This window comes from Nocardioides currus, assembly GCF_003057875.1.
Taxonomy (GTDB): Bacteria; Actinomycetota; Actinomycetes; order Propionibacteriales; family Nocardioidaceae; genus Nocardioides; species Nocardioides currus.
The window spans coordinates 173,131-198,656 of record NZ_PYXZ01000006.1 but is presented as its reverse complement, the minus strand read 5'-3'; the positions used below and the strand labels follow the sequence as shown (position 1 = coordinate 198,656).

Annotated in this window: 19 protein-coding genes; 11 read left to right on the top strand and 8 right to left on the bottom strand. The window is 71.5% G+C overall.

The genetic code is table 11. The annotated features are described in order from the left end of the window. Nucleotides 1-6: 6 nt before the first annotated feature. Nucleotides 7-513 carry a hypothetical protein gene (locus C7S10_RS14640; protein WP_133176528.1) on the bottom strand — a complete coding sequence of 169 codons (507 nt, stop codon included), beginning with the start codon at nt 511-513 and terminating at the stop codon, nt 7-9. 31 nt (nt 514-544) lie between these two features. Continuing rightward, nucleotides 545-3,127, bottom strand: coding sequence for an alpha-glucan family phosphorylase (gene glgP / locus C7S10_RS14635; protein ID WP_108345301.1), 2,583 nt, complete (start codon nt 3,125-3,127; stop codon nt 545-547). A 99-nt stretch (nt 3,128-3,226) separates the two neighbouring features. Between glgP and C7S10_RS14630 the strand changes: the two genes are divergently transcribed. From C7S10_RS14630 to glgB, 4 genes are read left to right on the top strand one after another with little or no spacing between them, the layout of a single operon-like run. Next, nucleotides 3,227-5,197, top strand: a complete 1,971-nt coding sequence (locus C7S10_RS14630; RefSeq protein ID WP_108345167.1) for an alpha-1,4-glucan--maltose-1-phosphate maltosyltransferase — start codon at nt 3,227-3,229, stop codon at nt 5,195-5,197. Then, a complete protein-coding gene (gene treS / locus C7S10_RS14625) occupies nt 5,194-6,936 on the top strand; it encodes a maltose alpha-D-glucosyltransferase (protein WP_243395390.1) in 1,743 nt (580 codons plus the stop codon). The genes C7S10_RS14630 and treS overlap by 4 nt, the downstream gene beginning before the upstream one ends. Further along, nucleotides 6,933-8,345 (top strand): maltokinase N-terminal cap-like domain-containing protein, encoded by a 1,413-nt coding sequence (locus C7S10_RS14620; protein WP_108345166.1) that lies wholly within the window; start codon nt 6,933-6,935, stop codon nt 8,343-8,345. Before treS ends, C7S10_RS14620 begins: the two co-directional genes overlap by 4 nt. Further along, nucleotides 8,342-10,264 (top strand): 1,4-alpha-glucan branching protein GlgB, encoded by a 1,923-nt coding sequence (glgB, locus tag C7S10_RS14615; RefSeq protein WP_108345165.1) that lies wholly within the window; start codon nt 8,342-8,344, stop codon nt 10,262-10,264. The genes C7S10_RS14620 and glgB overlap by 4 nt, the downstream gene beginning before the upstream one ends. A gap of 12 nt (nt 10,265-10,276) precedes the next feature. Here glgB and C7S10_RS14610 read toward each other — a convergent pair whose 3' ends face one another. After that, on the bottom strand, nt 10,277-11,134 hold the full coding sequence (locus tag C7S10_RS14610; protein ID WP_133176527.1) for a hypothetical protein: 858 nt from the start codon (nt 11,132-11,134) through the stop codon (nt 10,277-10,279). Nucleotides 11,135-11,272: 138 nt separating this feature from the next. Here C7S10_RS14610 and C7S10_RS14600 point away from each other — a divergent pair, with 138 nt between their 5' ends. From C7S10_RS14600 to ppdK, 3 genes are all read left to right on the top strand, one after another. Next, nucleotides 11,273-13,132 carry a multicopper oxidase domain-containing protein gene (locus tag C7S10_RS14600; protein WP_165807159.1) on the top strand — a complete coding sequence of 620 codons (1,860 nt, stop codon included), beginning with the start codon at nt 11,273-11,275 and terminating at the stop codon, nt 13,130-13,132. A gap of 28 nt (nt 13,133-13,160) precedes the next feature. Further along, nucleotides 13,161-13,916 (top strand): NUDIX hydrolase, encoded by a 756-nt coding sequence (locus C7S10_RS14595; RefSeq protein ID WP_108345161.1) that lies wholly within the window; start codon nt 13,161-13,163, stop codon nt 13,914-13,916. A 69-nt stretch (nt 13,917-13,985) separates the two neighbouring features. Further along, entirely contained in the window at nt 13,986-16,646 is a 2,661-nt protein-coding gene (ppdK, locus tag C7S10_RS14590; RefSeq protein ID WP_108345299.1) for a pyruvate, phosphate dikinase, read from the top strand. On the opposite strand, the gene C7S10_RS14585 is transcribed toward ppdK, so the two are convergent. Next, nucleotides 16,590-17,525, bottom strand: coding sequence for an EamA family transporter (locus C7S10_RS14585; RefSeq protein WP_108345160.1), 936 nt, complete (start codon nt 17,523-17,525; stop codon nt 16,590-16,592). The genes ppdK and C7S10_RS14585 overlap by 57 nt on opposite strands. Nucleotides 17,526-17,598: 73 nt before the next feature. Between C7S10_RS14585 and C7S10_RS14580 the strand changes: the two genes are divergently transcribed. Then, nucleotides 17,599-18,513, top strand: coding sequence for a LysR family transcriptional regulator (locus tag C7S10_RS14580; protein WP_108345159.1), 915 nt, complete (start codon nt 17,599-17,601; stop codon nt 18,511-18,513). Continuing rightward, nucleotides 18,510-19,538, top strand: coding sequence for an agmatinase (gene speB, locus C7S10_RS14575; RefSeq protein ID WP_108345158.1), 1,029 nt, complete (start codon nt 18,510-18,512; stop codon nt 19,536-19,538). The genes C7S10_RS14580 and speB overlap by 4 nt, the downstream gene beginning before the upstream one ends. A gap of 13 nt (nt 19,539-19,551) precedes the next feature. On the opposite strand, the gene C7S10_RS14570 is transcribed toward speB, so the two are convergent. Next, entirely contained in the window at nt 19,552-20,514 is a 963-nt protein-coding gene (locus tag C7S10_RS14570; RefSeq protein WP_108345157.1) for a co-chaperone YbbN, read from the bottom strand. Between the two features lie 74 nt (nt 20,515-20,588). Between C7S10_RS14570 and C7S10_RS14565 the strand changes: the two genes are divergently transcribed. Further along, entirely contained in the window at nt 20,589-21,182 is a 594-nt protein-coding gene (locus C7S10_RS14565; RefSeq protein WP_108345156.1) for a GtrA family protein, read from the top strand. Between the two features lie 9 nt (nt 21,183-21,191). Here C7S10_RS14565 and C7S10_RS14560 read toward each other — a convergent pair whose 3' ends face one another. Beyond that, complete coding sequence (locus C7S10_RS14560; protein ID WP_108345155.1) at nt 21,192-21,842, bottom strand: TetR/AcrR family transcriptional regulator; 651 nt, start codon at nt 21,840-21,842, stop codon at nt 21,192-21,194. A gap of 66 nt (nt 21,843-21,908) precedes the next feature. Between C7S10_RS14560 and C7S10_RS14555 the strand changes: the two genes are divergently transcribed. After that, entirely contained in the window at nt 21,909-22,415 is a 507-nt protein-coding gene (locus tag C7S10_RS14555; RefSeq protein ID WP_108345154.1) for a cupin domain-containing protein, read from the top strand. 16 nt (nt 22,416-22,431) lie between these two features. On the opposite strand, the gene C7S10_RS22830 is transcribed toward C7S10_RS14555, so the two are convergent. Beyond that, nucleotides 22,432-22,980: an MmcQ/YjbR family DNA-binding protein gene (locus C7S10_RS22830; RefSeq protein ID WP_243395389.1), complete on the bottom strand. Its 549-nt coding sequence runs from the start codon at nt 22,978-22,980 to the stop codon at nt 22,432-22,434. 10 nt (nt 22,981-22,990) lie between these two features. Continuing rightward, entirely contained in the window at nt 22,991-25,525 is a 2,535-nt protein-coding gene (locus C7S10_RS14545) for an MMPL family transporter (protein WP_108345153.1), read from the bottom strand. Nucleotide 25,526 lies beyond the last annotated feature (1 nt).

Sequence of the window (25,526 nt, the reverse complement as noted above, 5' to 3'; positions counted from 1 at the left end):
GAGCCGTCACACCTCGACGCCGGGTGACTCCGAGGTCTCGCCGTCGACGGGGACGCACTGGCCCAGGGTGATCGCCTTGTACTTCGCGAAGTCCGGCGAGGTCCGCGCGGCCTCCGGGTAGAGCCCGGCGGCGAGGTCGGCGTAGTAGCGCACCGCCTCGACCAGCTGGCTCGCCGCCTCCGAGCCGTCGTCCTGCTCCTCCGCGAGGGGCACGGCGTTCTCGAAGTGCTCCACCGTCTCGTCGTAGCGCCCGAGGTTGAAGGCGTCGATGCCCTGGCGCACCTCATCACACGCCTCGCTGTCGACGACGTCGCCGGGCCCAGGCGTCGGGGCAGGCGTCTCCGGGTCAGGGCTCTCCGGGTCAGGGCTCTCCGGGTCAGGGCTCTCCGAATCGGGGCTCGTGGACTCGGTGACGCCCGCGGGCGGGCCCTCGTCCGACCCGTCCGACCCCGCACACCCGCCGGTGAGCGCGACGACGAGCGCCGCCACGCCCACCGCCACGAAGGTCCTCACGGGGCCGACGCTACCTCCGCGGCCCACAGGGTCAGGCCGGGACGGCGACCAGGCCCATCTCCGAGACGGACGCGAGGGCGGCGTTGCGGGGCACGACGCGCACGGTGTATCCGAAGGCACCGGAGCGGTCGAGGGGCACGTCGGCGTCGAAGCGGTGACGGTTGCCGTCGTACGACTCGACGACGTGCATGACGCTGGTGGTCGCGTCGTGCAGCTCGTCGTCCGCGCCGGCGCGACCGTGCACGACCTGCACCTCGACGTCGTCGGGCGACAGGTCGGCGAGCGCCACGAAGGCGCGTACGGCGAAGGACGCACCGACCTCGGCGACGTCACCCACTCCCCCGGACTCGACGTGCTCGACGCGCACCGACGGCCAGCCGGCGCGCACCGTCGACTTCCACGCGGCCAGCGAGCGGGCGCCGGCGTAGTCGGAGTTGAGGGCGCGCGAGGTGCGGGCGGCCGGGGCGTAGAGCTCGCGGACGTAGTCGCGGACCTGCCGCGTCGCGAGCACCTTGGGACCGAGCGACTTGAGGGTGTGGCGCACCATCTCCAGCCAGCGGGTGGGCACGCCCTCCTCGTCGACGTCGTAGAAGCGGGGCGCGACCTCGTTCTCGATCAGGTCGTAGAGAGCGTCGGCCTCGAGGTCGTCACGACGGTCGACGTCGTCCACGCCGTCGGCGGACGGGATCGCCCAGCCGTTGTTGCCGTCGTACCACTCGTCCCACCAGCCGTCGAGGATCGACAGGTTGAGGCCGCCGTTGAGAGCGGCCTTCATGCCGGAGGTGCCGCAGGCCTCGTAGGGCCGGAGCGGGTTGTTGAGCCACACGTCGCAGCCGGGGTAGAGCGGCTGCGCCATGGCGATGTCGTAGTTGGGCAGGAAGACGATGCGGTGGCGGACCTCCGGGTCGTCGGCGAAGCGCACGAGCTCCTGGATCAGCTTCTTGCCGCCGTCGTCGGCCGGGTGCGACTTGCCGGCGATGACGAGCTGCACCGGGCGCTCGGGGTCGAGCAGGATCCGCTTGAGGCGGTCGGGGTCGCGCAGCATCAGCGTGAGTCGCTTGTACGACGGCACGCGGCGCGCGAACCCGATGGTCAGCACGTCGGGGTCGAGCGCGGTCTCGATCCAGCCGAGCTCGGCGGGGGCGAAGCCGCGCCGGGCCGAGGACTTGGCGAGGCGGGCGCGGGCGTCGTCGACGAGGCGGGCGCGCAGGGTCCGCTTGAGGTCCCAGAGCCGGCGGCCGGGGATCTGGTCGACCAGGGGCCACAGCGCGTCGGTGTCGTCACCGCCGACGTCGGCGCCCAGCTCGGCGCCGATCTCGAAGATCTCGCGGGCGATCCAGGTCGGACCGTGGACGCCGTTGGTGATCGAGCCGATCGGCACCTCGGCCTCGTCGAACGCTGGCCACAGGCCGTTGAACATCCCGCGGCTGACGTGACCGTGCAGCTGGGAGACCCCGTTGGCGCGCTGCGCGAGGCGGAAGCCCATGACCGCCATGTTGAAGACCCCGGCGTCGCCGCCGTCGTAATCCTCGGCACCGAGGGCGAGCACGCGGTCGGCGGGCACGCCGGGCGTGGGCGAGGAGCCGCCACCGAAGTACTGCTGGATCAGCTCGCGCGGGAACCGGTCGATGCCGGCCGGCACCGGGGTGTGGGTGGTGAAGACGGTGCCGGCGCGCGAGACCTCGAGGGCGGTGTCGAAGTCGAGGGCGGGGCCGTCGCCGACGGTGAGCTCGCGGATCCGCTCGATGCCGAGGAAGCCGGCGTGGCCCTCGTTCGTGTGGAACACCTCGGGCGCGGGCGCGCCGGTGATGCGGGAGTAGGCGCGCAGGGCCCGGACCCCGCCGACGCCGAGGAGGAGCTCCTGGCGCAGCCGGTGCTCGGAGTTGCCGCCGTACAGCCGGTCGGTGACGTCGCGGTAGTGCTGCGGGTTCTCCTCGATGTCGGAGTCGAGGAGCAGCAGCGGGACGCGGCCGACGTGGGCGACGAAGATGCGCGCCAGCAGGTCGCTGCCGCCGGGCATGGCGATCGAGACGACCGCGCGTGACCCGTCGGCCTCGCGCAGCAGAGTCAGCGGGAGCTCGTCGGGGTCGAGGACGGGGTAGGTCTCCTGCTGCCAGCCCTCGCGGGAGAGCGACTGCTTGAAGTAGCCGTGGCGGTAGAACAGGCCGACGCCGACGACGGGGATGCCGAGGTCGGAGGCCGCCTTGAGGTGGTCACCGGCCAGGATGCCGAGGCCGCCGGAGTACTGCGGGAGCACGGCGGTGATGCCGTACTCCGGCGAGAAGTAGGCGATCGAGCGCGGCGCGTCGTCGCCGGCCCTGCGGGAGTACCACCGCTCGCCGGTGAGGTAGGCCTCGAGCGAGTCGGTCGCCACGCCGAGCCGGTGGAGGAAGTCGTGGTCGCCGCTCAGCTCGTCGAGGCGCGCACGACCCACGGCGCCGAGCAGGCGGACGGGGTCGTGGTTGACCTCGTCCCACAACCGGGTGTCGATCGAGGCGAAGACGTCCTGCGTCTCCGGGTGCCACGACCAGCGCAGGTTGCCTGCGAGGGTGGCGAGACCGGACAGGGCCTCGGGCAGGACAGGACGGACGGTGAATCGTCGAATCGCTCGCACCGCGCGACCGTAGCCCACAACCACTTGATCGTTCCAATTTCTTGTCCATCGGGGTGTGCGCGGCTTGCGTGCGGACCCGGGGTTCGCAAGTGTGGGGGCATGGTTGGCCGTATCCCCGTCATGGACGTCTCCCCCGTCGTCGACCTCGGTCGGCACCCGGCGAAGGCGACCGTCGCCGAGCCCCTACCCGTCCGGGCCCGCGTGTTCCGCGAGGGCCACGACCAGCTGAGCGCCGAGGTGGTGCTGACCGATCCGGGCGGCACGGCCCGCCCCCCGGTCCGGATGACCAAGCACGCCGAGGTGCCCGACCTCTACGAGGCCTGGGTGACACCCGACGCCGAGGGCCCCTGGACCTACCAGGTGCAGGCGTGGTCCGACCCGATCGCCACCTGGGAGCACGACGCCGGGCTGAAGATCCCCGCCGGTGTCGACGTCGAGCTGATGTTCACCGAGGGCCGGCTGCTCCTCAACCGCGTGATCGCCGGTGACGACCTCGACGAGCGGGAGCTGGGCATCGTGAGCGGTGCGGCGCAGGCCGCGGCCGACGACGAACGGCCCGTCGAGGCCCGGCTGGCGGCTCTCCAGAGCCCCGACCTGGTCGAGGTCCTCGACCGCCACCCGCTGCGCGAGCTCGTCACCCACGAGGGCCCCTATCCGATCTTCGCCGACCGCAACCTCGCCCTCTTCGGCTCGTGGTACGAGTTCTTCCCGCGCTCCGAGGGCGCGACCAAGGACCCGGCCACGGGCCGCGTCACCTCCGGCACGTTCCTCACCGCCGCGAAGCGGCTCGACGCGGTGGCCGAGATGGGCTTCGACGTCATCTACCTCCCGCCGATCCACCCGATCGGCGAGGTCAACCGCAAGGGCCCCAACAACACGCTCACGCCCGGCCCCGAGGACACCGGCTCCCCCTGGGCGATCGGCAGCAAGGACGGCGGCCACGACGCCATCCACCCCGACCTGGGCTCCTTCGACGACTTCGACGCCTTCGTGGCGCGCGCCAACGAGCTCGGCCTGGAGGTCGCGCTCGACCTCGCCCTGCAGGCGGCGCCCGACCACCCGTGGGTGACGAGCCACCCGCAGTTCTTCACCACCCGCGCCGACGGCACGATCGCCTACGCCGAGAACCCGCCGAAGAAGTACCAGGACATCTACCCGGTCAACTTCGACAACGACCCCGCCGGCATCTGCCGCGAGGTGCTGCGGATCGTGCGCCACTGGATGTCGCACGGCGTGCGCATCTTCCGCGTCGACAACCCGCACACCAAGCCGCTCGCGTTCTGGGAGTGGCTGCTCAAGGAGATCCGGCGCACCGACCCCGACGTGATCTTCCTGTCCGAGGCGTTCACCCGGCCGCCGATGATGCACGGCCTCGGCGCGGTGGGCTACCACCAGAGCTACACCTACTTCACGTGGCGCACCACCAAGCAGGAGCTCGAGTCCTACCTCACCGAGGTGTCCTCCGAGTCCGACCACCTGATGCGGCCCAACTTCTTCGTCAACACCCCCGACATCCTCCACGCCTACCTGCAGTACGGCGGTCCCGCGGCGTTCAAGATCCGCGCGGTCCTCGCGGCGTGCGGCTCCCCCAGCTGGGGTGTCTACGCCGGCTACGAGCTCTTCGAGCACGTCGCGGTGCGGCCGGGCTCGGAGGAGTACCTCGACTCCGAGAAGTACCAGATCCGGATCCGCGACTGGAAGCAGGCGGACGCCGACGGGCGGACGCTGGCGCCGTACATCACCCGCCTCAACGAGATCCGGCGCGCACACCCGGCGCTCCAGCTGCTGCGCAACCTCACCATCCACGGCAGCGACGACGACAACGTGCTCGTCTTCAGCAAGGTGCACGAGGGGGACGTCGTCGTGGTCGTGGTCAACCTCGACCCGCACGGCACCCGGGAGACGATGGTCCACCTCGACCTCCCGGCGCTCGGCCTGCAGTGGCACGACACACTGGCCGTGCACGACGAGATCACCGGCGCCGACTGGACCTGGGGCGCGCACAACTACGTGCGCCTCGACCCCGGCCACGAGCCCGCCCACGTCCTGAGCGTCAGGAGCCCCCGTTGAGCAACGACTCCACTGCCACGACCACGACCCTCCTCAACCAGAACGCCGACACCGAGTGGTACCGCACCGCGGTCTTCTACGAGGTGCTGGTCCGCTCGTTCCGCGACTCCAACGGCGACGGGACCGGTGACTTCAAGGGCCTGATCGAGAAGCTCGACTACCTGCAGTGGCTGGGCGTCGACTGCCTGTGGGTGCCGCCGTTCTTCTCCTCGCCCCTGCGCGACGGCGGCTACGACGTCGCCGACTACACCAACATCCTCCCCGAGTGCGGGTCGGTCGAGGACTTCCACGAGTTCATCGACGAGTGCCACAAGCGCGACATCCGGGTCATCATCGACTTCGTCATGAACCACACCTCGGACGCCCACCCGTGGTTCCAGGCCAGCCGCGAGGACCCCGAGGGTCCGTACGGCGACTTCTACGTCTGGTCCGACACCGAGGAGCTCTACGAGGACGCCCGCGTCATCTTCGTCGACACCGAGCCCTCCAACTGGACGTGGGACCCGGTGCGCCAGCAGTACTTCTGGCACCGGTTCTTCCACCACCAGCCCGACCTCAACTTCGACAACCCCAAGGTCCACGACGCGATGTTCGAGGCCATGGCGTTCTGGCTCGACATGGGCCTCGACGGCTTCCGCCTCGACGCCGTGCCGTACCTCTACGAGCGCCCCGGCACCAACGGGGAGAACCTCAAGGAGACCCACGACTTCCTCAAGAAGTGCCGCCAGTTCGTCGACGCCAACTACCCCGGTCGCGTGCTGCTGTGCGAGGCCAACCAGTGGCCCGCCGACGTGGTGGAGTACTTCGGGCCCGAGGAGACCGCGGACGGCCGCTGGATCGGGACCGAGTGCCACATGGCCTTCCACTTCCCGGTGATGCCGCGCATCTTCATGGCCGTGCGCCGCGAGTCGCGCTTCCCGATCTCGGAGATCCTCGAGCAGACGCCGACCATCCCCGACGGCTGCCAGTGGGGCATCTTCCTGCGCAACCACGACGAGCTCACCCTCGAGATGGTCACCGACGAGGACCGCGACTACATGTGGGACGAGTACGCCCAGGACCCCCGCATGAAGGCCAACATCGGCATCCGCCGCCGGCTCGCTCCGCTCCTCGACAACGACACCAACCGGATGGAGCTGTTCACCGCGCTCCTGCTCTCGCTGCCCGGCTCGCCCGTCCTCTACTACGGCGACGAGATCGGGATGGGCGACAACATCTGGCTGGGTGATCGCGACGGCGTGCGGACCCCGATGCAGTGGACGCCCGACCGCAACGCCGGGTTCTCCTCGGCCACGCCCGGCAAGCTGCACCTGCCGGCCATCCAGGACCCCGTCTACGGCTACCAGTCGGTCAACGTCGAGGCGCAGCTGGAGAACTCCTCCTCGCTGCTGCACTGGACCCGCCGGCTCGTGCACGCCCGCCGTCGCCACCCGGCCTTCGGGCTCGGCACCTTCACCGACCTCGGCGGCTCCAACCCGACGGTGCTCTCCTACGTCCGCGAGCACGTCGGCCCCGACGGCGAGCGCGACGTGATCCTCTGCATCAACAACCTGTCGCGCTTCCCCCAGCCGGTCGAGCTCGACCTGCGCCACTGGGAGGGCATGGTCCCGGTCGAGCTGCTCGGCGGGGTGCCGTTCCCCGCCGTCGGCGAGCTGCCCTACCTCCTGACCCTGGGTGGCTACGGCTTCTACTGGATGCGCCTGATCGACGGATCGCCCAGCGAGGAAGGTCGCGAATGACGTTCACGGACGCACTCAAGGACTACATCGACGGCGCCCGCTGGTTCGGCGGCAAGGGTCGCGAGTGGCAGGTCGGAGCGGTCCGCCGCGTCGGCACGCTGCCCGGCTCGGGCGACGGGTTGAGCGTGGTGATCGAGCTCGTCGAGATCGCCTACACCGGCGCCGAGCCCGACTACTACCAGCTCCCGCTCGCGCTCTACCCCGACCAGCAGGAGCGGCTGGGACACGCGCTGATCGGCACGCTCGACGGCGAGGACGGGCGCGAGGTGTTCGCCTACGACGCCGTCCACGACCGGGAGGCGATGGGCCTGTGGCTGCGGGCCTTCGCCTCGGCCGCCGACGGCAAGGTCACCGCCGACGACCTCGCCTTCCACCGCGTCGCGGGCCACGACCTCGACACCGAGGCGCACTCGACGCTGTTCACCGGTGAGCAGTCCAACTCCTCGGTCGCGTTCGGCGAGGACTCGCTGATGAAGGTCTTCCGCAAGGTGACGCCCGGCGTCAACCCGGACGTGTCCATCCACGAGGTGCTCACCCGCGCCGGCTCCGACCACGTCGCTGCCCTCTACGGCTGGCTCGACGTCGTGGACGAGACCACCGACTCGACCATCCAGCTGGCGATGCTCCAGCAGTTCCTCCGCACCGCCACCGACGGCTGGGAGCTCGCGCTCGCCAGCGTGCGCAACCTGTTCGCCGAGGCCGACCTGCACGCCGAGGAGGTCGGCGGCGACTTCGCCGGCGAGGCCGCCCGGCTCGGCCGCGCGCTCGCCGAGACGCACGCGACCCTGGCCGAGCACTTCCCCGTGGGCGTCCGCGACGCCGAGGAGATGGCCGCGCTGGCCGACGCGATGCGCGGGCGGTTGCGAGCCGCCATCGAGGTGGTCCCGCAGCTGGCCGCGTACGAGGCCGGCCTCGACGCGACGTACGACGCCCTGGCGGCCCTCACGGACGTCACCGTGCAGCAGGTGCACGGCGACCTGCACCTCGGCCAGACGCTGCGGACCGTGAGGGGGTGGAAGATCGTCGACTTCGAGGGCGAGCCGGCCAAGCCCCTCTCCGAGAGGCTGCTGCCCGACTCCCCCTGGCGCGACGTCGCCGGGATGCTGCGCTCCTTCGACTACGCACCGCGCGTGGTCGCCATGACCAGCTTCGCCCTCGACGCGGGCGGCGACGACCAGGAGGCGCAGCTGGCCTACCGGGCCACGGAGTGGTCCGAGCGCAACGCGCGGGCGTTCCTCGCGGCCTACGCCGACGGCGACCTCGGGGAGACCGAGCAGACCCTGCTCGATGCCTACGTCGCCGACAAGGCGGTCTACGAGGCGGTCTACGAGGCACGCAACCGGCCGACCTGGGTACAGGTGCCCCTCGACGCACTCGATCGTCTCTCCGAGAGCAAGGACCCCGCATGACGACCAGCACGCCCGCCAGCACGCCCGCCAGCACGCCCGCCGGCACCCCCGCCGGCGCGCCCGGCGAGCTCGACATCCACCTGATCCACGAGGGCCGGCACGAGCAGCTGTGGAAGGTGCTCGGCGCGCAGGTCGACGAGTCCGGCGTCGACTTCCGCGTCTGGGCGCCCAACGCGATGGAGGTGCAGGTCGCGGGCGGCTGGGCCGACTGGGAGGGTGCCCGGCACCCGATGTCGCGCGTCGACGACTCCGGGATCTGGGCGGCCCGGGTGCCCGGCATCGGGGTCGGGGCGGCCTACAAGTTCCGCATCCGTGGCGCCGACGGCGCCTGGGTGGACCGCGCCGACCCGATGGCCCGCTACGCCGAGAAGCCGCCGCGCTCTGCCTCGATCGTGTGGCACTCGACGTACGAGTGGAACGACGACGCCTGGCTGTCCTCCCGCGCCGAGAAGGTCGCGGTCGACGAGCCGATGTCCGTCTACGAGATGCACCTCGCCTCGTGGCGCAAGCACTACTCCGGCGACCTCTACGACTGGCACCAGATCGCCGACGCGCTCGTGCCCTACCTCGACGACCTCGGATTCACCCACGTCGAGCTGATGCCGGTCATGCAGCACCCGTTCGGCGGCTCCTGGGGCTACCACGTCACCTCCTACTTCGCCCCGGACGCGCGCTTCGGTGACCCCGACGGCCTCAAGGTGCTCATCGACCGGCTGCACCAGGCCGGCATCGGCGTCATCCTCGACTGGGTGCCCGGCCACTTCGCCACCGACGAGTGGGCGCTCGCGCGCTTCGACGGCACGCCGCTCTACGAGGACCCCAACCCGCAGCGCGGCTGGCACAAGGAGTGGGGCTCCCACATCTTCAACTTCGGCCGCCACGAGGTGCGCAACTTCCTCTACGCCAACGCCCTCTACTGGCTCGAGGAGTTCCACGCCGACGGCCTGCGCGTCGACGGTGTCGCCTCGATGCTCTACCTCGACTACGCGCGCGAGCACGGCGAGTGGAGCCCCAACAAGTTCGGCGGCCGCGAGAACCTCGAGGCGGTGCAGTTCCTCCAGGAGATGAACGCCACCGTCTACCGCCGCTTCCCGGGCACCGTCACCATCGCCGAGGAGTCGACGGCCTGGCCGGGCGTCACCGGCCCCACCTCCGAGGGCGGGCTGGGCTTCGGCTTCAAGTGGAACATGGGCTGGATGCACGACTCGCTCAACTACGTCGCGCAGGACCCGCTCTACCGCAGCCACCACCACGGGCAGATGACCTTCTCCCTGGTCTATGCCTTCGCGGAGAACTACGTGCTGCCGATCAGCCACGACGAGGTCGTGCACGGCAAGGGGTCGCTGCTGCGCAAGATGCCGGGCGACCGGTGGCAACAGCTCGCCAACCTGCGCGCCTACCTCGCCTACATGTGGGCCCACCCCGGCAAGCAGCTGCTCTTCATGGGCTGCGAGTTCGGCCAGGAGTCCGAGTGGGCCGAGTCCCGCGAGCTCGACTGGTGGCTGCTCGAGCACCCCGAGCACGCGGGCGTGCACGCGATGGTGCGCGACATGAACGCCGCCTACGCCGCCTCCGGTGCGCTGTGGGGTCGCGACAACTCACCCGAGGGCTTCGGATGGCTCGACGCCAACGACGGCAACCGCAACACGTTCTCGTTCGTGCGTCGCTCCCCCGGCGAGCCCGACGTGGTGTGCGTGGCCAACTTCGCGGCGATCCCGCACGAGGGCTACCGCCTCGCGCTGCCCGCCACGGGGACGTGGACCGAGATCCTGAACACCGACGCGGCGGCGTACACCGGATCGGGCGTCGGCAACCTCGGCGGCATCACCGGCGTCGAGGGCGAGCACCACGGCCAGCCGGCGCACGCGGACATCGTGGTGCCGCCCCTCGCGACGGTGTGGTTCCGCCGCGAGGGGTGACACCCCTGCCCCTCACGACAGGTGGATCATCCTCAACATCCCCATGAGGGCGTGCGGCATGCCGCCCATGTTGGGATCGGGGAAGAAGCACATCACCACGTACTGCCCCGGGGGCAGGTCGTAGTCGACGGTCATGCTCTTGCCCGGGTTGAGCGACGCGGTCTCGAGCTCGCCGGCGAGGGCCCACGGCGGGGGGCCTGACGGCGGTCCCTCGCTCTGGAGCGTCTCGAGCACCTGGTCGGTCGTGGTGCCCTCGGCGACCTGCTGGAGGATGACGAAGTGCGGGACCGTCCTGTCCTTGTTCTTGAACAGGAACGAGCCCTCGGCGGGCATGGTCGACGAGCCGGCCCAGACGGGACCCTGCTTGGCGATGACCGTGCCGTCGGTCTTCGGCGTCCGCGCCATCTTCATCGCGCCCGCGCTGAACTCGGCCGTCCCCTTGGACTCGAAGGAGAACACCGAGTAGTCCCCGGCCTTCGGCAGGACCACGGTTCCCGTGCCGTTCTTCTCGAAGCCGCCGAGGAACGTGGTGTTGGCCAGCGCCCGCTTGAGGGCCTTGATGTCACCCTTGTCGCTGGCGGCGACGTCCTTGGCGAGGTCCCGGGCGTCGTAGTCGCCCTTGAACATGACGATCTCGGCCGACCCGCCCTTCATCGCCACCTCGACGCGACCCGAGCGCAGGCCCTTGGCCCCGATGACCTTGATCGACTTCTTGGCGACCTTGACGGTGATGGACTGCGTGGCGGCCTCGGCGGACTGGGCTCGTGATGAGCTGGCCGTCGCCGTCGTGTGTACCAGGAGCGGTGCCGCTCCGAGAGTGACCGCACACGCAACCGCGACGGTCCTGCGTAAAGTCCTGAGCAACCCCATGTGGCTCTCCCTCGATCTGGACGATGGACCCGATCGACTCTTCTCCTCCGGCGGGGTCGGCGTCGTCGCCCGAACGAGGTAAAGAAATCCACCGTGCTGGGGATGCCGAGCGGGCCTGCCGTCGCGCAGGGTGGGCTGATGACCTGGGGGAAGAGCCGCGCGCGGGCACCCGTGGCCTGGCTGGTGGCCGGGCTGTTGCTCGCTGTCGCGCTGGCGCTCGCCCCCTCGGCGCCGTCCGTCCGGTCCGCCGGCACGAGCGCGTCCGCCGCCGCGGCACCGGGCTCCGCGACCCTCGTGGTCGACCGGGGCTCGCTGTCGTTCACGCCCAGCACCGTCAGCCTGCGTGGCGGCGGCACGCTCACCCTGGTCAACCTCGACACCTTCGACCACACCGTCACCTCGGTCGCCACCGACGCGGAGGGCACACCGCTCTTCGACGTGCGGGTGCCCGCGGGCACCAGCGCGACGATCACCGGCGTCGAGGCGCTGGCCGAGGGCTCCTACGCGTTCTTCTGCAAGCTGCACCCGCAGATGCGCGGGGTCCTCTCGGTCGAGGGCGGCGACGGCACCGTCACGCCCGAGCTGCCGGCGTTCGAGCAGCGGCTCGTCGTGCCCCGCAGGCTCACCGGCCCGCTGGTCACCATCCCGATGCGACAGGCGAGGGTCCGGATGCTGCCCACCGGTCCGCGGACCCGGATGTGGACGTACGGCGGGAGCTACCCGGGTCCCACGATCGTCCGTCCCGCGGGGCGGGAGACGCGGGTGCGGTTCATCCACCAGCTGCCGCGGAAGGTCGGGGCGCTCACGGTCCACCTGCACGGCGACCACCACGCGGCCGAGCACGACGGCCAGCCGACCACGCAGCTCGTGCGGCCGGGTCGCTCGCGCGTCTACGAGTACCCGCTCACCTACGGCGGGCTGCCCGAGCCGAGCTCGTTCTTCTTCTACCACGACCACCGGATGGACCACACCGCCCGCAACAACTGGCGCGGGCTGCAGGGGATGTTCGTCGTCAAGGACCCCTCGGAGTCGTCGCTGCAGCTCCCGACGGGCCGTCGCGACGTGCCGCTGATGCTCGCCGACCGCTCCTTCCGCAGCGACAACGAGCTGACCAACCCCTTCGCGCACGGGCCGACGATGGTCGGCCACCACGGCTCGATGGCCTGGACGGGACCGCACGCGCCCCCCGACGACGCCACGGTCGGCACGCACGTCCTCGTCAACGGCCGCTATGCGCCGTACCTCCCGGTGAGCGCGACGCGCTACCGGCTCCGCCTCCTCAACGCATCCCACTTCTCGTCCTACTCGATCGGGCTCTCCGACGGGCGCCCGCTGCTCCAGATCGGCACCGGCAACGGCCTGCTGAGGAAGCCCGTGGTGCGCGACCGGGTGCTGCTGGGCCCGGCGCAGCGCGCCGACGTGATCGTGGACTTCCACGGGGCGACGGGCCGCGACCTCGTGCTCGACTCAGTGCCCAACGCCGCCGGGGCGACCGGGGACGACGCGCGGCAGGCGGCGCTGATGCAGTTCCGCGTCGGCGCCGAGGCACCCGACCGCTCACGGCTGCCCGCCCGCCTGCCCTCCCCCGACCTCGTGGACGTGCCGAAGACCGTCTCGAAGACCTGGACGTTCGGGCTGGGCGAGACCCATGGGCACCACGCCGGCTCGTTCTGGTCGGTCAACGGGCGCGCCTTCGACCCCGAGCGCGTCGACCACCGGGCGCGGCTGGGCACGGTCGAGCGGTGGCGGCTGCGCAACGTCAGCGACGTGACCCACTACGTCCACATCCACGCCGAGCAGTGGCGCACCGTGCTGCGCGACGGCAAGCCACCGCCGCCGTGGGAGCAGGGCCTCGAGGACACCTGGCGCCTCGAGCCCGGGGAGGTCGTCGAGGTCGCCGCCCGCTTCGAGGACTACACCGGCTCCTTCATGATCCACTGCCACATGCTCGACCACGAGGACCACGGGATGATGGCGCGCTTCGACGTCGTGCGCTGAGCCGGGGGGCGCTCGCTAGGGTTGCGGGGTGACCGAGCCGATCGACGTGACGACCGTGGCCGCGGGCATCGCCCGGCTGGCGTGGGGCCGGGACCACTCGATCGAGGACGTACGCCGCGTGGTGGCCGCGGCGCTCGACGAGCACGCGCGGGTGGAGGCCTGGGTCGACCCCGACGACAGCACCGCGCAGCGGATGGCGACCTGGTCGGGCATGCACCGCGAGGGCGTGATGCGCGGCGTCACGGTCGACGACGAGGCCGTGGACCGGATCGTCTACGCGCGGCTCAGCACCGACACTCCGCTCGACGAGCCGGGTGGGTTCCGCTCGCTGCTCAACTCGTTCCTGCCCCGCAAGCGCGCGATCGGCCAGATGCTGATCCGCGACGGGGCGGGTCGCGTGCTGCTGTGCCAGCTGACGTACAAGAAGGACTGGGACCTGCCGGGCGGGGTGGTCGAGGTCGGCGAGTCGCCGCGCGTCGCCGTCGGCCGGGAGGTCGAGGAGGAGCTCGGCCTGACGATCGCGGCGGGCGACCTCGTGCTCACCGACTGGCTGCCGCCGTGGGGCGGTTGGGACGACGCGATCTGCCTGGTCTTCGACGGCGGCGAGCACGACGCGTCACTGGTCGAGCGGATCGTGAAGCAGGAGCGCGAGATCCGCGACGCCCGGTTCTGCACGCCCGCCGAGGTCGAGGAGCGGGCCACCGACTTCACCGCCCGACGGGTCGCGGCGGCGCTGCTCGGCGCGACGACCGGCGCAGCGACGTACACCGAATCGGGGCACTGAGCCGGCAACCGGCCGCCCAGCGGCACGACCCCCTGCCCAAATCGTCGCGACACGGGCATCATGCACAACATGAGCCACTGGGTGTTCGACTTCGCCGAAGGTGACAAGAGCAAGAAGGACCTGCTGGGGGGCAAGGGGGCCAACCTCGCCGAGATGAGCAACCTCGGCCTGCCGGTGCCGCCGGGGTTCACGATCACCACCGAGGCGTGTCGCGCCTACCTCGCGGAGGGCCGCGAGCCCGACGGCCTCGCCGACCAGGTGAGCGAGCACCTTGACAAGCTCGAGAAGGACATGGGCCGCGGGCTCGGTGACGCCGACGACCCGCTGCTGGTCAGCGTCCGGTCGGGGGCGGCGTTCTCGATGCCCGGGATGATGGAGACGGTCCTCAACATCGGCCTCAACGACGAGTCCGTCGCCGGGCTGGCGCGCCAGAGCGAGGACGAGCGGTTCGCGATGGACTCCTACCGCCGGCTGCTCCAGATGTTCGGCGGCACCGTGCTCGGCATCCACGGCGAGCACTTCTCCGACGCGTTCGACCAGGCGAAGGACGACAAGGGCGTCACCGACGACCTCGACCTCGACGTCGACGACCTCAAGGGACTGGTCGAGACCTTCAAGGGGCTGATCCGCGAGCACGCCGGCATCGAGTTCCCGCAGGACCCGCGCGAGCAGATGGACCTCGCGATCCGCGCGGTCTTCGACTCGTGGAACACCGACCGCGCCGTGCTCTACCGCCGCCAGGAGCGCATCCCCGAAGACCTCGGCACCGCCGTCAACATCCAGGCGATGGTCTTCGGCAACCGTGGCATGTCCAGCGGCTCGGGAGTGTGCTTCACCCGCGACCCGGCCTCCGGCGACCAGGGGGAGTACGGCGACTACCTGCAGAACGCCCAGGGCGAGGACGTGGTGGCGGGGATCCGCAACACCGTGTCCCTCGCGGACATGGAGCAGATCGACAAGACGTCGCACGACGAGCTTCTCGCGATCATGAAGACGCTCGAGGCGCACTACCGCGACATGTGCGACATCGAGTTCACCGTCGAGCAGGGCAAGCTCTGGATGCTCCAGACCCGGGTCGGCAAGCGCACGCCCGAGGCGGCGTTCCGGATCGCCGTGCACATGGCCGACGAGGGCCTGATCGACATGGACGAGGCGCTCTCGCGTGTCAACGGCGAGCAGCTGGCCAACCTGATGTTCCCGCGCTTCGACGACAAGGCGGAGAAGAAGCTGCTGGGGGTCGGCATGAACGCCTCCCCCGGTGCCGCGGTCGGCAAGGCCGTCTTCGACTGGGCCACCGCCGTCGAGTGGGCCGAGCAGGGCGAGGACGTGATCCTGGTGCGCAAGGAGACCACGCCGGAGGACCTCCACGGGATGATGGTCGCCAAGGGCGTGCTCACGAGCCGCGGTGGGAAGACCTCGCACGCCGCGGTCGTCGCGCGCGGCATGGGCCGCACCTGCGTCTGCGGTGCGGAGTCGCTCGATGTCGACACCCGCGAGGGCGAGTTCACCGTCCGCGGTGGCAAGACCATCGTCGAGGGCGACGTCATCTCCATCGACGGCTCCACCGGCGAGGTCTTCGACGGCGAGGTGCCGGTGGTCCCGTCCTTCGTCGTGCGCCACTTCGAGGGCGAGGAGGTCGACCAGCCGCTGGTGCAGGCCGTCGCCCGGCTGATGGAGCACGCCGACTCCAAGCGCCGGCTGAAGGTGCGCACCAACGCCGACACTGCCGAGGACGCCGGCCGCGCCAGACGCTTCGGTGCCCAGGGCATCGGCCTGTGCCGCACCGAGCACATGTTCCTCGGCGAGCGCCGCCAGCTCGTGGAGAACCTGATCGTGGCCGACGACGAGAGGGGCCAGGAGGCGGCTCTCGACGAGCTCCTCGTCCTCCAGCGCCAGGACTTCCTGGAGATCTTCGAGGCGATGGACGGACTGCCGGTGACGATCCGGCTGATCGACCCGCCGCTGCACGAGTTCCTCCCCGACATCACCGAGCTGAGCGTCGCCATGGCGGTCGCCGACGTGCGCGGCCAGCGCAAGAAGCGGCAGCGCAAGCTCCTCGCGGCCGTGCAGCGGCTGCACGAGTCCAACCCCATGCTCGGCCTGCGCGGCGTGCGCCTCGGCATCGTCATCCCCGGCCTGTTCACGATGCAGGCCCGGGCCATCCTCGAGGCGGCGGCCGAGCGCATCCGCGGAGGTGGGCAGGCCCAGCCGGAGATCATGATCCCGCTGGTGGCCAGCGTCCGCGAGCTCGACCTGGTCAAGGCCCGGATCGAGAAGATCGCCCACGACGTGGAGACCGAGCTCGGCCAGGAGATCCCCCACAAGATCGGCACCATGATCGAGCTCCCGCGCGCGGCGATGACCGCGGGCGAGATCGCCGGGTCGGCGGAGTTCTTCTCCTTCGGCACCAACGACCTCACGCAGATGACCTGGGGCTTCTCGCGTGACGACGTCGAGGCGTCGTTCTTCAGCACCTACCTCGAGCAGGGCGTCTTCCCGGTCTCGCCGTTCGAGTCCCTCGACGTCGACGGGGTCGGGGCGCTCGTGCGCCGGGCGGCGACCGACGGCCGGGAGGCCAACCCCGACCTGCACCTCGGGGTGTGCGGCGAGCACGGCGGCGACCCGCTGTCGATCCACTTCTTCAACGAGGTCGGGCTCGACTACGTCTCCTGCTCACCCTTCCGCGTGCCCGTGGCTCGGTTGGAGGCGGGGCGCTCGGTGCTCGACTGAGGGGTCGACAGCCGCGGGACGTACGACGCTGCGCGAGCGCAGCGCCACCAGGACCCCGACCAGCAGCAGCACGCCCCCACCGGCCTCGGCCGCGTTGGGACGCTGGCCGAGCAGCGCCCACGCCGAGGCCATCGCGACCACCGGGGCGAGCAGCACCCACGGCACGACGGCACTCGAGGGCCAGCGCGCGAGGAGGCTGTTGAAGATCCCGTAGCCGACCAGCGAGGCCAGCACGGCGGTGTAGAGCGTCGAGACCCCGGCCTGCCAGCCGAACCCGGCCAGGGCACCGGTCACGGCCGACGGGCCGTCGACCACCAGCGACAGCGCGAGGAGCGGCACCGGCACGACGATCGCCGACCACACGGTCAGCCCGAGTCCGCCCGGCACCCGGGCCGCCCTCGCCACCACGTTGCCGATCCCCCACGACAGGGCCGCGAGCAGGCACAGCACGAGCGCGACCAACGGGACGTGGCCGCCGCGACCCACCCCCACGATCGCCAGGCCGACCACCCCGACGGCGACGCCGACCGCCTGCGCGCGGGTCGGCACCTCGCGCAGCACCCCGGCGGCGATCGCGATCGTGAAGACGACCTGCGCCTGGAGCACCAGGGCGGCCAGCCCGGGCGGCATCCCGGCCGACATCGCGACGTACAGGAAGCCGAACTGCCCGAGTGACATGAAGGCACCGACGGCCAGGATGCTGCGCCACGGAGCATCCGGGCGAGGCACCAGGAGGACGGCCGGCACGACGACGACGGCGAAGCGGAGCGCCACGAAGAGCAGGGGCGGCACGTCGGCCATGCCCCAGTCGATCACGACGAAGTTGAAGCCCCAGATCGTCGCCACGAGGGCGGCGAGCAGCGAGTCCCGGGTGGTCATGGGCTCCAGTCTGGGCGTCGCGACCGTGAAGCACCAGCGATCCATGTTGCATCAAACCCGGTAGCATCGCTTCATGATCGATCTGGCCGCCCTGACCAGCCTCCGCGCCGTCGAGACCCATGGCTCGGTGGTCGCCGCCGCCGACGCCCTGGGCTTCACGCCCAGCGCGATCTCCCAGCAGGTCAAGCGGCTGGAGAAGCAGGCCGGCGTCGCCCTGCTCGAGCGGGTGGGTCGCGGCGTCATGCTCACCGACCATGGACGCCGCCTCGTCACCGACGGATCGCGCCTCCTCGCCGACCTGGAGGAGCTGGAGTCGGGACTGCACCGCAACGCCGGTCGGGTCTCCGGGCGGCTCCGGATGGCCGCCTTCTCCACGGCCATGCGCGGGTTGGTCGCACCGGTCGTGCGCGCCCTCCTCGACGAGCACCCCGACCTCGTCCTGGCCCTCGCCGAGCGCGAGCCCTGGGACACCGTCGACCTCGTCGCCAGCGGGCAGCAGGACCTCGGCATCGTGCACAGCTGGGGCGACGTGCCGCTCCACGTCCCCGACCACCTCGTCGGCGTCCGGATCGCCCGGGACGTCGCCGACGTGATCGTGCCGCGCGGCCACCGTCTCGCCGGGCGCACCCGCGTGTCACCGCGCGACCTCGTCGAGGAGGCGTGGATCGCCACGCCCGACGGGACGATCTGCCGGCAGTGGCTGCTGCGGATGTACGACGGCACGGGCCGTGCGCCCCGGATCGCGCACGTGGCCATGGAGTTCGACTCCCACCTGGCCCTGGTCGGTGCCGGCCTCGGCATCGCCCTCATCCCCCGCCTCGGGCGGGCGCCCCTGTCCGACGACGTGGTCACCGTCGCGGTCCACGACCCTGTCCCGACCCGGGAGATCACGGTGCTGCACCGGGCCTCGATGGTGGACTCCCCCGCCGTCAGGTCGGTGGTCGACGCCCTGTCGTCGGCCAGCGGGCGTGCCACACTGCGGTCATGACCCGCATGGGACAGCAGTTCGGCCCCGACTTCACGTTCCTCGGCGTCCCGATGTGCGACCTCGACGATCCGTCGTCGTACGCCGATGCGGCGGTCGTCATCCTCGGCGCACCGTTCGACGGGGGCACCTCGCACCGGCCCGGCGCACGGTTCGGGCCGATGGCGATCCGGATGCAGGACTACCTCCCGCACGACGGTTCGCGGCCCAGCCTCGCGCTGCGCACCGACGGGCTCGTCGAGCTCGGGGTCAAGGACGCGGGCGACGTGGAGATGTACTCCGGCGACATCGAGCGTGCCCTTGCCACCCTCGAGGCAGCGGTGGAGAAGGTCACCCGCGCCGGGGCGATCCCGGTGGTCCTCGGCGGCGACCACTCGATCGCCTTCCCCGACGCGAAGGGCGTGGCCAACGTGCTCGGGCACGGCCGGGTCTCGATGATCCACTTCGACGCCCACGCCGACACCGGCGACATCGAGTTCGGCTCGCTGTGGGGACACGGGCAGCCGATGCGCCGCCTCATCGAGTCGGGAGCGCTGCGCGGCGACCGCTTCCTCCAGATCGGCCTGCGCGGCTACTGGCCCGAGCCCGAGACGCTCGACTGGATGGCCGGGCAGCAGATGCGCTCCTACGAGATGACCGAGATCGTGCACCGCGGCCTGGGCGAGTGCCTGACCGAGGCGTTCACGATCGCCACCGACGAGTGCGAGGGCGTGTTCCTCTCGGTCGACATCGACGTCTGCGACCCCGGGCACGCGCCCGGCACCGGCACCCCGGAGCCCGGCGGCCTCTCGGCGCGCGAGCTGCTCGACGCGGTGCGCCGCATCTGCCTCGAGCTGCCCGTCGTCGGCGTCGACGTGGTCGAGGTCAGTCCGCCGTACGACCATGCCGACATCACCGCCGCACTGGCCAACCGGGTGGTGCTCGAGGCGCTGTCGGCCATCGCCCGCAAGCGCCGCGACGAGCGTGACGGCACCTCGTGGGACCCGGCCCTGCCGCTGCTCGCCGATCGGATCCCGGGCGAGGACTAGCCCCCGGCGTCGCTCAGAACAGTGCGGACGCCAGGTTGCGGCGACCGGCCAGCACCCGCTCGTCGTCGTTGCCGACGGCGGCGAAGAGGCCGAGCAGGTGGTCGCGGGCGCGGGTGCGGTCGGCGTCCGCGCTCGCCGCGACCAGCCGGACGAGCCGGTTGAACGCGTCCTCGACGTGCCCGCCGAGGAGGTCGAGGTCGGCGACCATCGTCTGCGCGTCCACGTCGGTGGGCGCGGCGGCCGCCGCGGCGCGAGCCTCGTTCAGGTCGACGCCCTGCGTGCGCTGGAGCACCTTCGCCATCGCCAGGCCGGCGGCGGCCTCGCTGTCGGCCGGGTTGGCGTCCACGAGCTTCTGGTACTCCGCGACGGCGAGGTCGATGTCGCCCTCGCCGAGGGCGTCCTGCGCCGCGGCGTACCTCGGGTCGACCTGCTCCTCCTCGCCGTCCTCGGCCGGTGCGACGCCGCGCGGCTGGTGACGACCGGTGATGCCCTGGGTGGTGAGCTGCTGGCCGACCTGCGTCAGGGCGGTGCGCAGCTCCTCGATCGGGACGACGTCCTGGAGCAGCGGCATCGGCCGACCGTCGACGACCGCGACGACGAGCGGGATCGAGGGGATCTGCATGGCCTGCGCGATCTGCGGGACCGCGTCGATGTCGACGAGGCCGACGAGGTAGCGACCGTCGAACTCGCCCGAGACGGTCGCCATGTCCTCGGCCAGGTCGGCGCTCTCGGGCATCCGGGAGCGCGAGAAGAACACGAGCAGCACCGGGGCCGTCATCGACGACTCGAGGACCTGCTGGAAGTTCTCCTCGGTGACGTCGAGGGAGTACGCCGAGTGGACGGTCCCCGACGACGCCGACGCGGGCCGGGGGGCGTCGCCGGCCGGCGGCTGGGCCGGCGGGGCGGAGGAGGGCGCGGGGCGCCGGAGGGCCGAGAGGTCGATCGCACCGGGACGGGAGAACGGCTGCTGCGTCATGGGCCCCATTGTTCCGTGTCGCGCCAGCCACGACGAATGCACCCCGGGCGGCGGACGCCCGGTAGCCTCGCCGGGTGCCCTCCTCCGCCCTGGTCGAACGACACCGACACAACGTCGTGCTGCTCGTGCGCTTCGGGGTCGTCGGCGCGTCCGGCGTGCTGGTCAACCTGCTCACGCTGATCCTGGTCAAGCGGCTCGGCCCGGGTTTCGACGAGGCCGTGCTCGGCCTCCCGGTCGGCGAGTTCAACCTGCGGTGGTACCACGTCTACTCGACGATCGCGTTCTTCGTCGCCAACCTCTGGAACTTCCAGCTCAACCGCAGCTGGACCTTTCGCAGCGCCGGCCACGCCGCGTGGTGGAAGGAGTACCTCCCCTTCCTCGCGGTCGGGCTGGCCGGACAGGCGATCGGCCTCGCCCTGCTGACCAGCCTGCTCCACCCGCACTCGCTGCTGAGCCTGCCCACGTCGGTCCTCGACGACTCGAACGGCTTCCGCACCCGGCTCTACTGGGCCCAGCTGATCGTCATCGCCGTGGTGACGCCGCTGTCGTTCGTCATCAACAAGCTCTGGACCTTCGCCGCGGTGCGCACGCACCACCAGGAGCTCGGTGACCCGATCCACGCCGAGCTGCTGGGCGACGAGACCGCGGCGTCCACGCCCGAGTCCTGAGCCCGGACCTCACGCGCGCCCGGGCGCGAGCAGGAGGCGGGCCCACAGGTCGGCCAGGTGGTCGGCGTAGGCCGTGGCCGACCAGCCGCGCTGGCGCAGCAGTGCGAAGTACTGCGGGGAGTTCGTCGCCCACACGAGGTCGCCCACGTCGTCGTCGGACAGGTCCGCTCGCAGCTCGCCCGTGACGCGCAGGTCGGCGGCGAACAGCCGCATGTTGGCCGCACGCCGATCGGCGATGAGGTCGCGCATCCGCGCGCACTCCTCGTCGGTCGCGGCCGCCTCGGCCAGCGCCTCGAGGAGCGGGACCACCCTCGGCATCAGTCGGCCCAGCGCGGCGGCGTACACCCCGATCTTGGCGTGGGCACCGTCCGCCTCGCGGATGGCCACGACGTAGTCTCGCTGCTCCGCCGGCACCGGCTCGGTCGCGGAGCCGAGTGTCATGTCGAGGACCGCCAGCAGCAGGTGGGGCTTGCGCCCGACGGACGTGTAGACGGTGTCGACGCTGACGCCGGCGCGCTCGGCGACGTCGGCCACCGAGGTCTGGGCGTAACCCACGTCGGTGAAGAGCAGCTGGGCGGCCGCCAGGACCGAGCGTCGCGTCGCCGCCGCCCGCTCGCTGCGGACGACCGAGCGGTACTGCCTCTTGACCCCCTCTGCCACGCGGCCTACCTTAGCAATATTGATCCGAACACACTTCTGGTCAATTTGCCGCCCCGAGGAGGACCCATGACCGATCCAGCCGCCACCACCGGGGTCGTGGTCCGCCGACCGGGCGAGGCTCCGATGACCTGGGCCATGGGCTCGCTCTTCGAGCACCTCGTCGGCCCCGGCGACACCGAGGGCCTGCTCGGCGTCTCGCTCGTGACGCAGCCGCCCGGCGTCGCCACCCCGTTGCACCAGCACACGCACGAGGCGGAGGCCTTCTACGTCCTCTCCGGCCACGTCACCTACCGGGGCGGTGACGAGACGTGGGAGCTGACCGACGGCTGCTTCGTGCACCTTCCACGCGGGGTCCCGCACGCCTTCCGGATCCGCGGCGACGAGCCGGCGCGGCTGCTGGCGTTGACGGTCCCCGGTGGCCTGATGGGGCTGTACGACGAGGTGGGGATCCCGGCGGCGGAGCGGAGACTGCCCGGAGCCGACGGGCAGTCGCCGGAGGTCGAGATCGCGCGCTGGGCCGAGGTCGGGCCCCGCTACGGCCTGCAGGTCGTCGGACCGCCGATCCCCGAGTGACGCCTGCACCGGAGCCTCAGCGCACCCAGCGGTAGACCTGCCCGTCCCGCACCTCGACCGACCTCGGTGGTCGCGGCGTCGGGACCGACCGCAGGTGCGACAGCACCGTCGAGCGCCCGCGCAACGACACGTCCCGGTCGTCCCAGTGCAGGTGGGGGTGCAGCAGCGGCGACACCTCCCCCCACTCCGAGCGGTCGATCGCGTCCCACGCGGCCATCGCCGGGGCGGGCAGCTCGGGGAGGTCGTGCAGCATCTTCGGCGTGCACATCCGCCAGGCGTCCAGCACCAGCTCGCACATCTCGTCGTGGTCGAGGCGCGGCAGTCGGGCGCACACCCACCCGAAGCGCAGGTCGGAGGCCGGCGGCAGGAAGAAGGTGTCGGGCGCCGAGTCGATCAGCCCGTCCCGACCCTCCTTGGGGTAGCCGAAGCCCATCTCCTGCTCGTCGGGTGAGAACGCGACGTACACGATCTGCCCGACGCGGAACTTCCAGCGCCCGCGCACCTCGACCTCGTGGCTGCGCGTCAGCGGAGCCAGCACGCGACGTACGTCGTCGGAGGTGACCACCCTCCGCAGGCTAGACCAGCGCGTCCTCGCGCTCCTCGGCCCCGACCCGCGACGGGCGCTGCTTGTCGACGAGGGCCGAGCCCTCGACGTCGAGGTGCGGCAGCAACCGGTCGAGCCACACCGGCATCCACCAGATGCGGTCGCCGAGGAGCGACATCACCGCGGGCGTCAGCGTCATGCGCACCAGGAACGCGTCGAGCAGCACGCCCACCGCGAGCCCGAGCCCGATCGGGCGAGCCATCGTCATGTGCGAGAACACGAAGCCGGAGAACACCGCGACCATGATCAGCGCGGCGGCCGCGACCACCCGGGCGCCGGAGGCGAAGCCGCTGCGCACCGCCTCGCGGGCACGCTGGCCGTGGACGTAGGACTCGCGCATGCCCGAGACGAGGAACATCTGGTAGTCCATCGCGAGGCCGAACAGGATGCCGATCAGCAGGGTCGGCATGAAGCTCATCACCGCGCTGGGGTTGTGGACATCGAAGACGCCGCCGAGCCAGCCCCACTGGTAGACCGCGACCACGACGCCGAAGCTGGCCCCCACCGACAGCAGGAAGCCGGCCGTCGCCAGGACGGGGACCAGGACGGAGCGGAACACGATCGTCAGCAGCACCAGTGAGAGCCCGATCACGAGCGCGATGTAGAGCGGCAGCGCCCCGGCCAGCCGCTCCGAGACCTCGATGTTGGCGACGGCCTGGCCGGTGACCCCGACCTCGACCCCCTCGTCCGCGAGCTCGTCGCTGACGGTGCCCCGGAGCTGGTGGACCAGCTCGACCGTCGTCTCCGCCGACGGCCCCTCCTGCGACACGACCTGGAACGCGACCGTGCGCCGGTCCTCGCTGACCCCGATGGGCAGCACGTCGCTGACGCCGTCGGCCGTCGCGATCACCTCGCCGATGCGCGCCTGCTCCCCGACCAGGTCGGCCTGCGCGATCGGCTCGTCGACACCGGCCGAGACGAGGATCGGGCCGTTGGCACCGGGGCCGAAGGCGTCGGCCACCCGCTCGTAGGCCCGGAAGGCGGTGGAGTCCTTGCTCTCGGAGCCACCGTCGGGCAGGCCGAGGCGCAGCGACAGCGCCGGCAGGGCGAGCGTGGCCATCACGACCACGACGGCGGCGATCGCGGCCGGGGCACGACGGGTGACCGCGTCGACCCACTTCTCGGGCCAGCCGTCGCGGTGGGGCGCGGACGCCTTCGCCGCGTTGCGGGGCACGGCGCGGGTGCCGGCCAGCGACAGCAGCGCCGGCGTGAGCGTCAGCGCGACCAGGACGGTGACGGTGACCGTCGCCGCGGCGAGCAGGCCCATCTGGATCAGCGTGGGGATGCCGGAGACCAGCAGCGCGGCCAGGGCGATCACCACCGTGGCCCCGGCGACGACGACCGCCGTGCCGGCCGTGCCGGTCGCCAGCCCGATGCTGTGGCGGATCTCGTCGCGGTTGGCCTCGTCGCCCGAGCGCACCACGTCGGCGAGCTGGCGGCGGTGCCGGTTGACGATGAACAGGGCGTAGTCGATGCCGACCGCCAGCCCGAGCATCGCGCCGAGCACGGGCGCCAGCTGCTGGATGTCGAGCCAGTGCGTCAGTGCCATCGCGCCGACCAGGCTGACCCCGACGCCGGTGAAGGCGATGGCCAGCGGCAGGCCGGCCATCACGAAGGAGCCGAGCATGACCAGCAGCACGACCGCGGCGACCGCGACGCCGATGACCTCGCCGATGCCACCCACCTCGGTGGTGAGGACGAGCTCCTGGCCGTAGTCGACGTCGACACCGGCGTCGGCCAGCTGCTCGCCGGCCTCCGGCACGAGCGCGAGGTCGTCGGGCGAGATCTCCTGCATGCCGGCGTCGAACCGCACCTGCACGAGCGCGGTGGTGCCGTCCTCGCTCACCAGTCGCACCCCGTCACCGAGGGCGCGCAGCCGGGCCCCGTCGTCGTACTTCTCGGCCCCCGCGTCGAGCTGCGCCCGAGCATCGGCCAGCTGGCGCTGACCGTCGGCGTACCGCTCCTCGAGGTCGGCCTGGCCGGAGACACGAGCGGGGAGGGTGGCATTCCCCGGGTCGGTCCGCTGCAGGCGGGCGATGTCGCGCCGGCCCTCGCCGATCAGCCACTCGAGCCGCAGCAGCTGGTGGGCGCCGTCCTCGTACTCCGCGCGCCCCTGCGCGAGCTGCTTGCCGCCGTCGGCGACCTGCTGGGCGCTGCGGTCGAGCTGCTCCTGGGTCTCGAACGGGTCCACGGTGTCGGTGACGTGCGGCAGCGTGCGCCACGTCGCCATCGTGTCGTCGATCGCCCGGCGCTGGGCGGGGGTGAAGCCACCCTCGCTGTGGAGCACCACGGTGCCGGTGCCGCCGGCGATCTCGGGGATCTGGTCGCCGAGGTCGTCGAGGACGGCGGCGAACTCGCTGTCGGGCAGCTCGAACTCGTTGGTCAGCGGTCGCTGGAACGACACCATCGCGGTGGCCACGGCACCGAGGAGCAGCAGCCAGGTGATCAGGACGGCGATCGGGCGGCGGGCCGCACCGAGTCCGAGACGGTAGAGGAGGGAGGCCATG

What these genes read in the sequence shown, in the direction of transcription:
- C7S10_RS14630 (WP_108345167.1), top strand. Translation starts at nt 3,227, where the DNA reads ATGGTTGGCCGTATCCCCGTCATGGACGTCTCCCCCGTCGTCGACCTC.
- C7S10_RS14545 (WP_108345153.1), bottom strand. Translation starts at nt 25,525, where the DNA reads ATGGCCTCCCTCCTCTACCGTCTCGGACTCGGTGCGGCCCGCCGCCCG.
- C7S10_RS14555 (WP_108345154.1), top strand. Translation starts at nt 21,909, where the DNA reads ATGACCGATCCAGCCGCCACCACCGGGGTCGTGGTCCGCCGACCGGGC.
- glgB (WP_108345165.1), top strand. Translation starts at nt 8,342, where the DNA reads ATGACGACCAGCACGCCCGCCAGCACGCCCGCCAGCACGCCCGCCGGC.
- C7S10_RS14585 (WP_108345160.1), bottom strand. Translation starts at nt 17,525, where the DNA reads ATGACCACCCGGGACTCGCTGCTCGCCGCCCTCGTGGCGACGATCTGG.
- C7S10_RS14610 (WP_133176527.1), bottom strand. Translation starts at nt 11,134, where the DNA reads ATGGGGTTGCTCAGGACTTTACGCAGGACCGTCGCGGTTGCGTGTGCG.
- C7S10_RS14570 (WP_108345157.1), bottom strand. Translation starts at nt 20,514, where the DNA reads ATGACGCAGCAGCCGTTCTCCCGTCCCGGTGCGATCGACCTCTCGGCC.
- C7S10_RS14600 (WP_165807159.1), top strand. Translation starts at nt 11,273, where the DNA reads ATGACCTGGGGGAAGAGCCGCGCGCGGGCACCCGTGGCCTGGCTGGTG.
- speB (WP_108345158.1), top strand. Translation starts at nt 18,510, where the DNA reads ATGACCCGCATGGGACAGCAGTTCGGCCCCGACTTCACGTTCCTCGGC.
- ppdK (WP_108345299.1), top strand. Translation starts at nt 13,986, where the DNA reads ATGAGCCACTGGGTGTTCGACTTCGCCGAAGGTGACAAGAGCAAGAAG.
- C7S10_RS14580 (WP_108345159.1), top strand. Translation starts at nt 17,599, where the DNA reads ATGATCGATCTGGCCGCCCTGACCAGCCTCCGCGCCGTCGAGACCCAT.
- C7S10_RS14620 (WP_108345166.1), top strand. Translation starts at nt 6,933, where the DNA reads ATGACGTTCACGGACGCACTCAAGGACTACATCGACGGCGCCCGCTGG.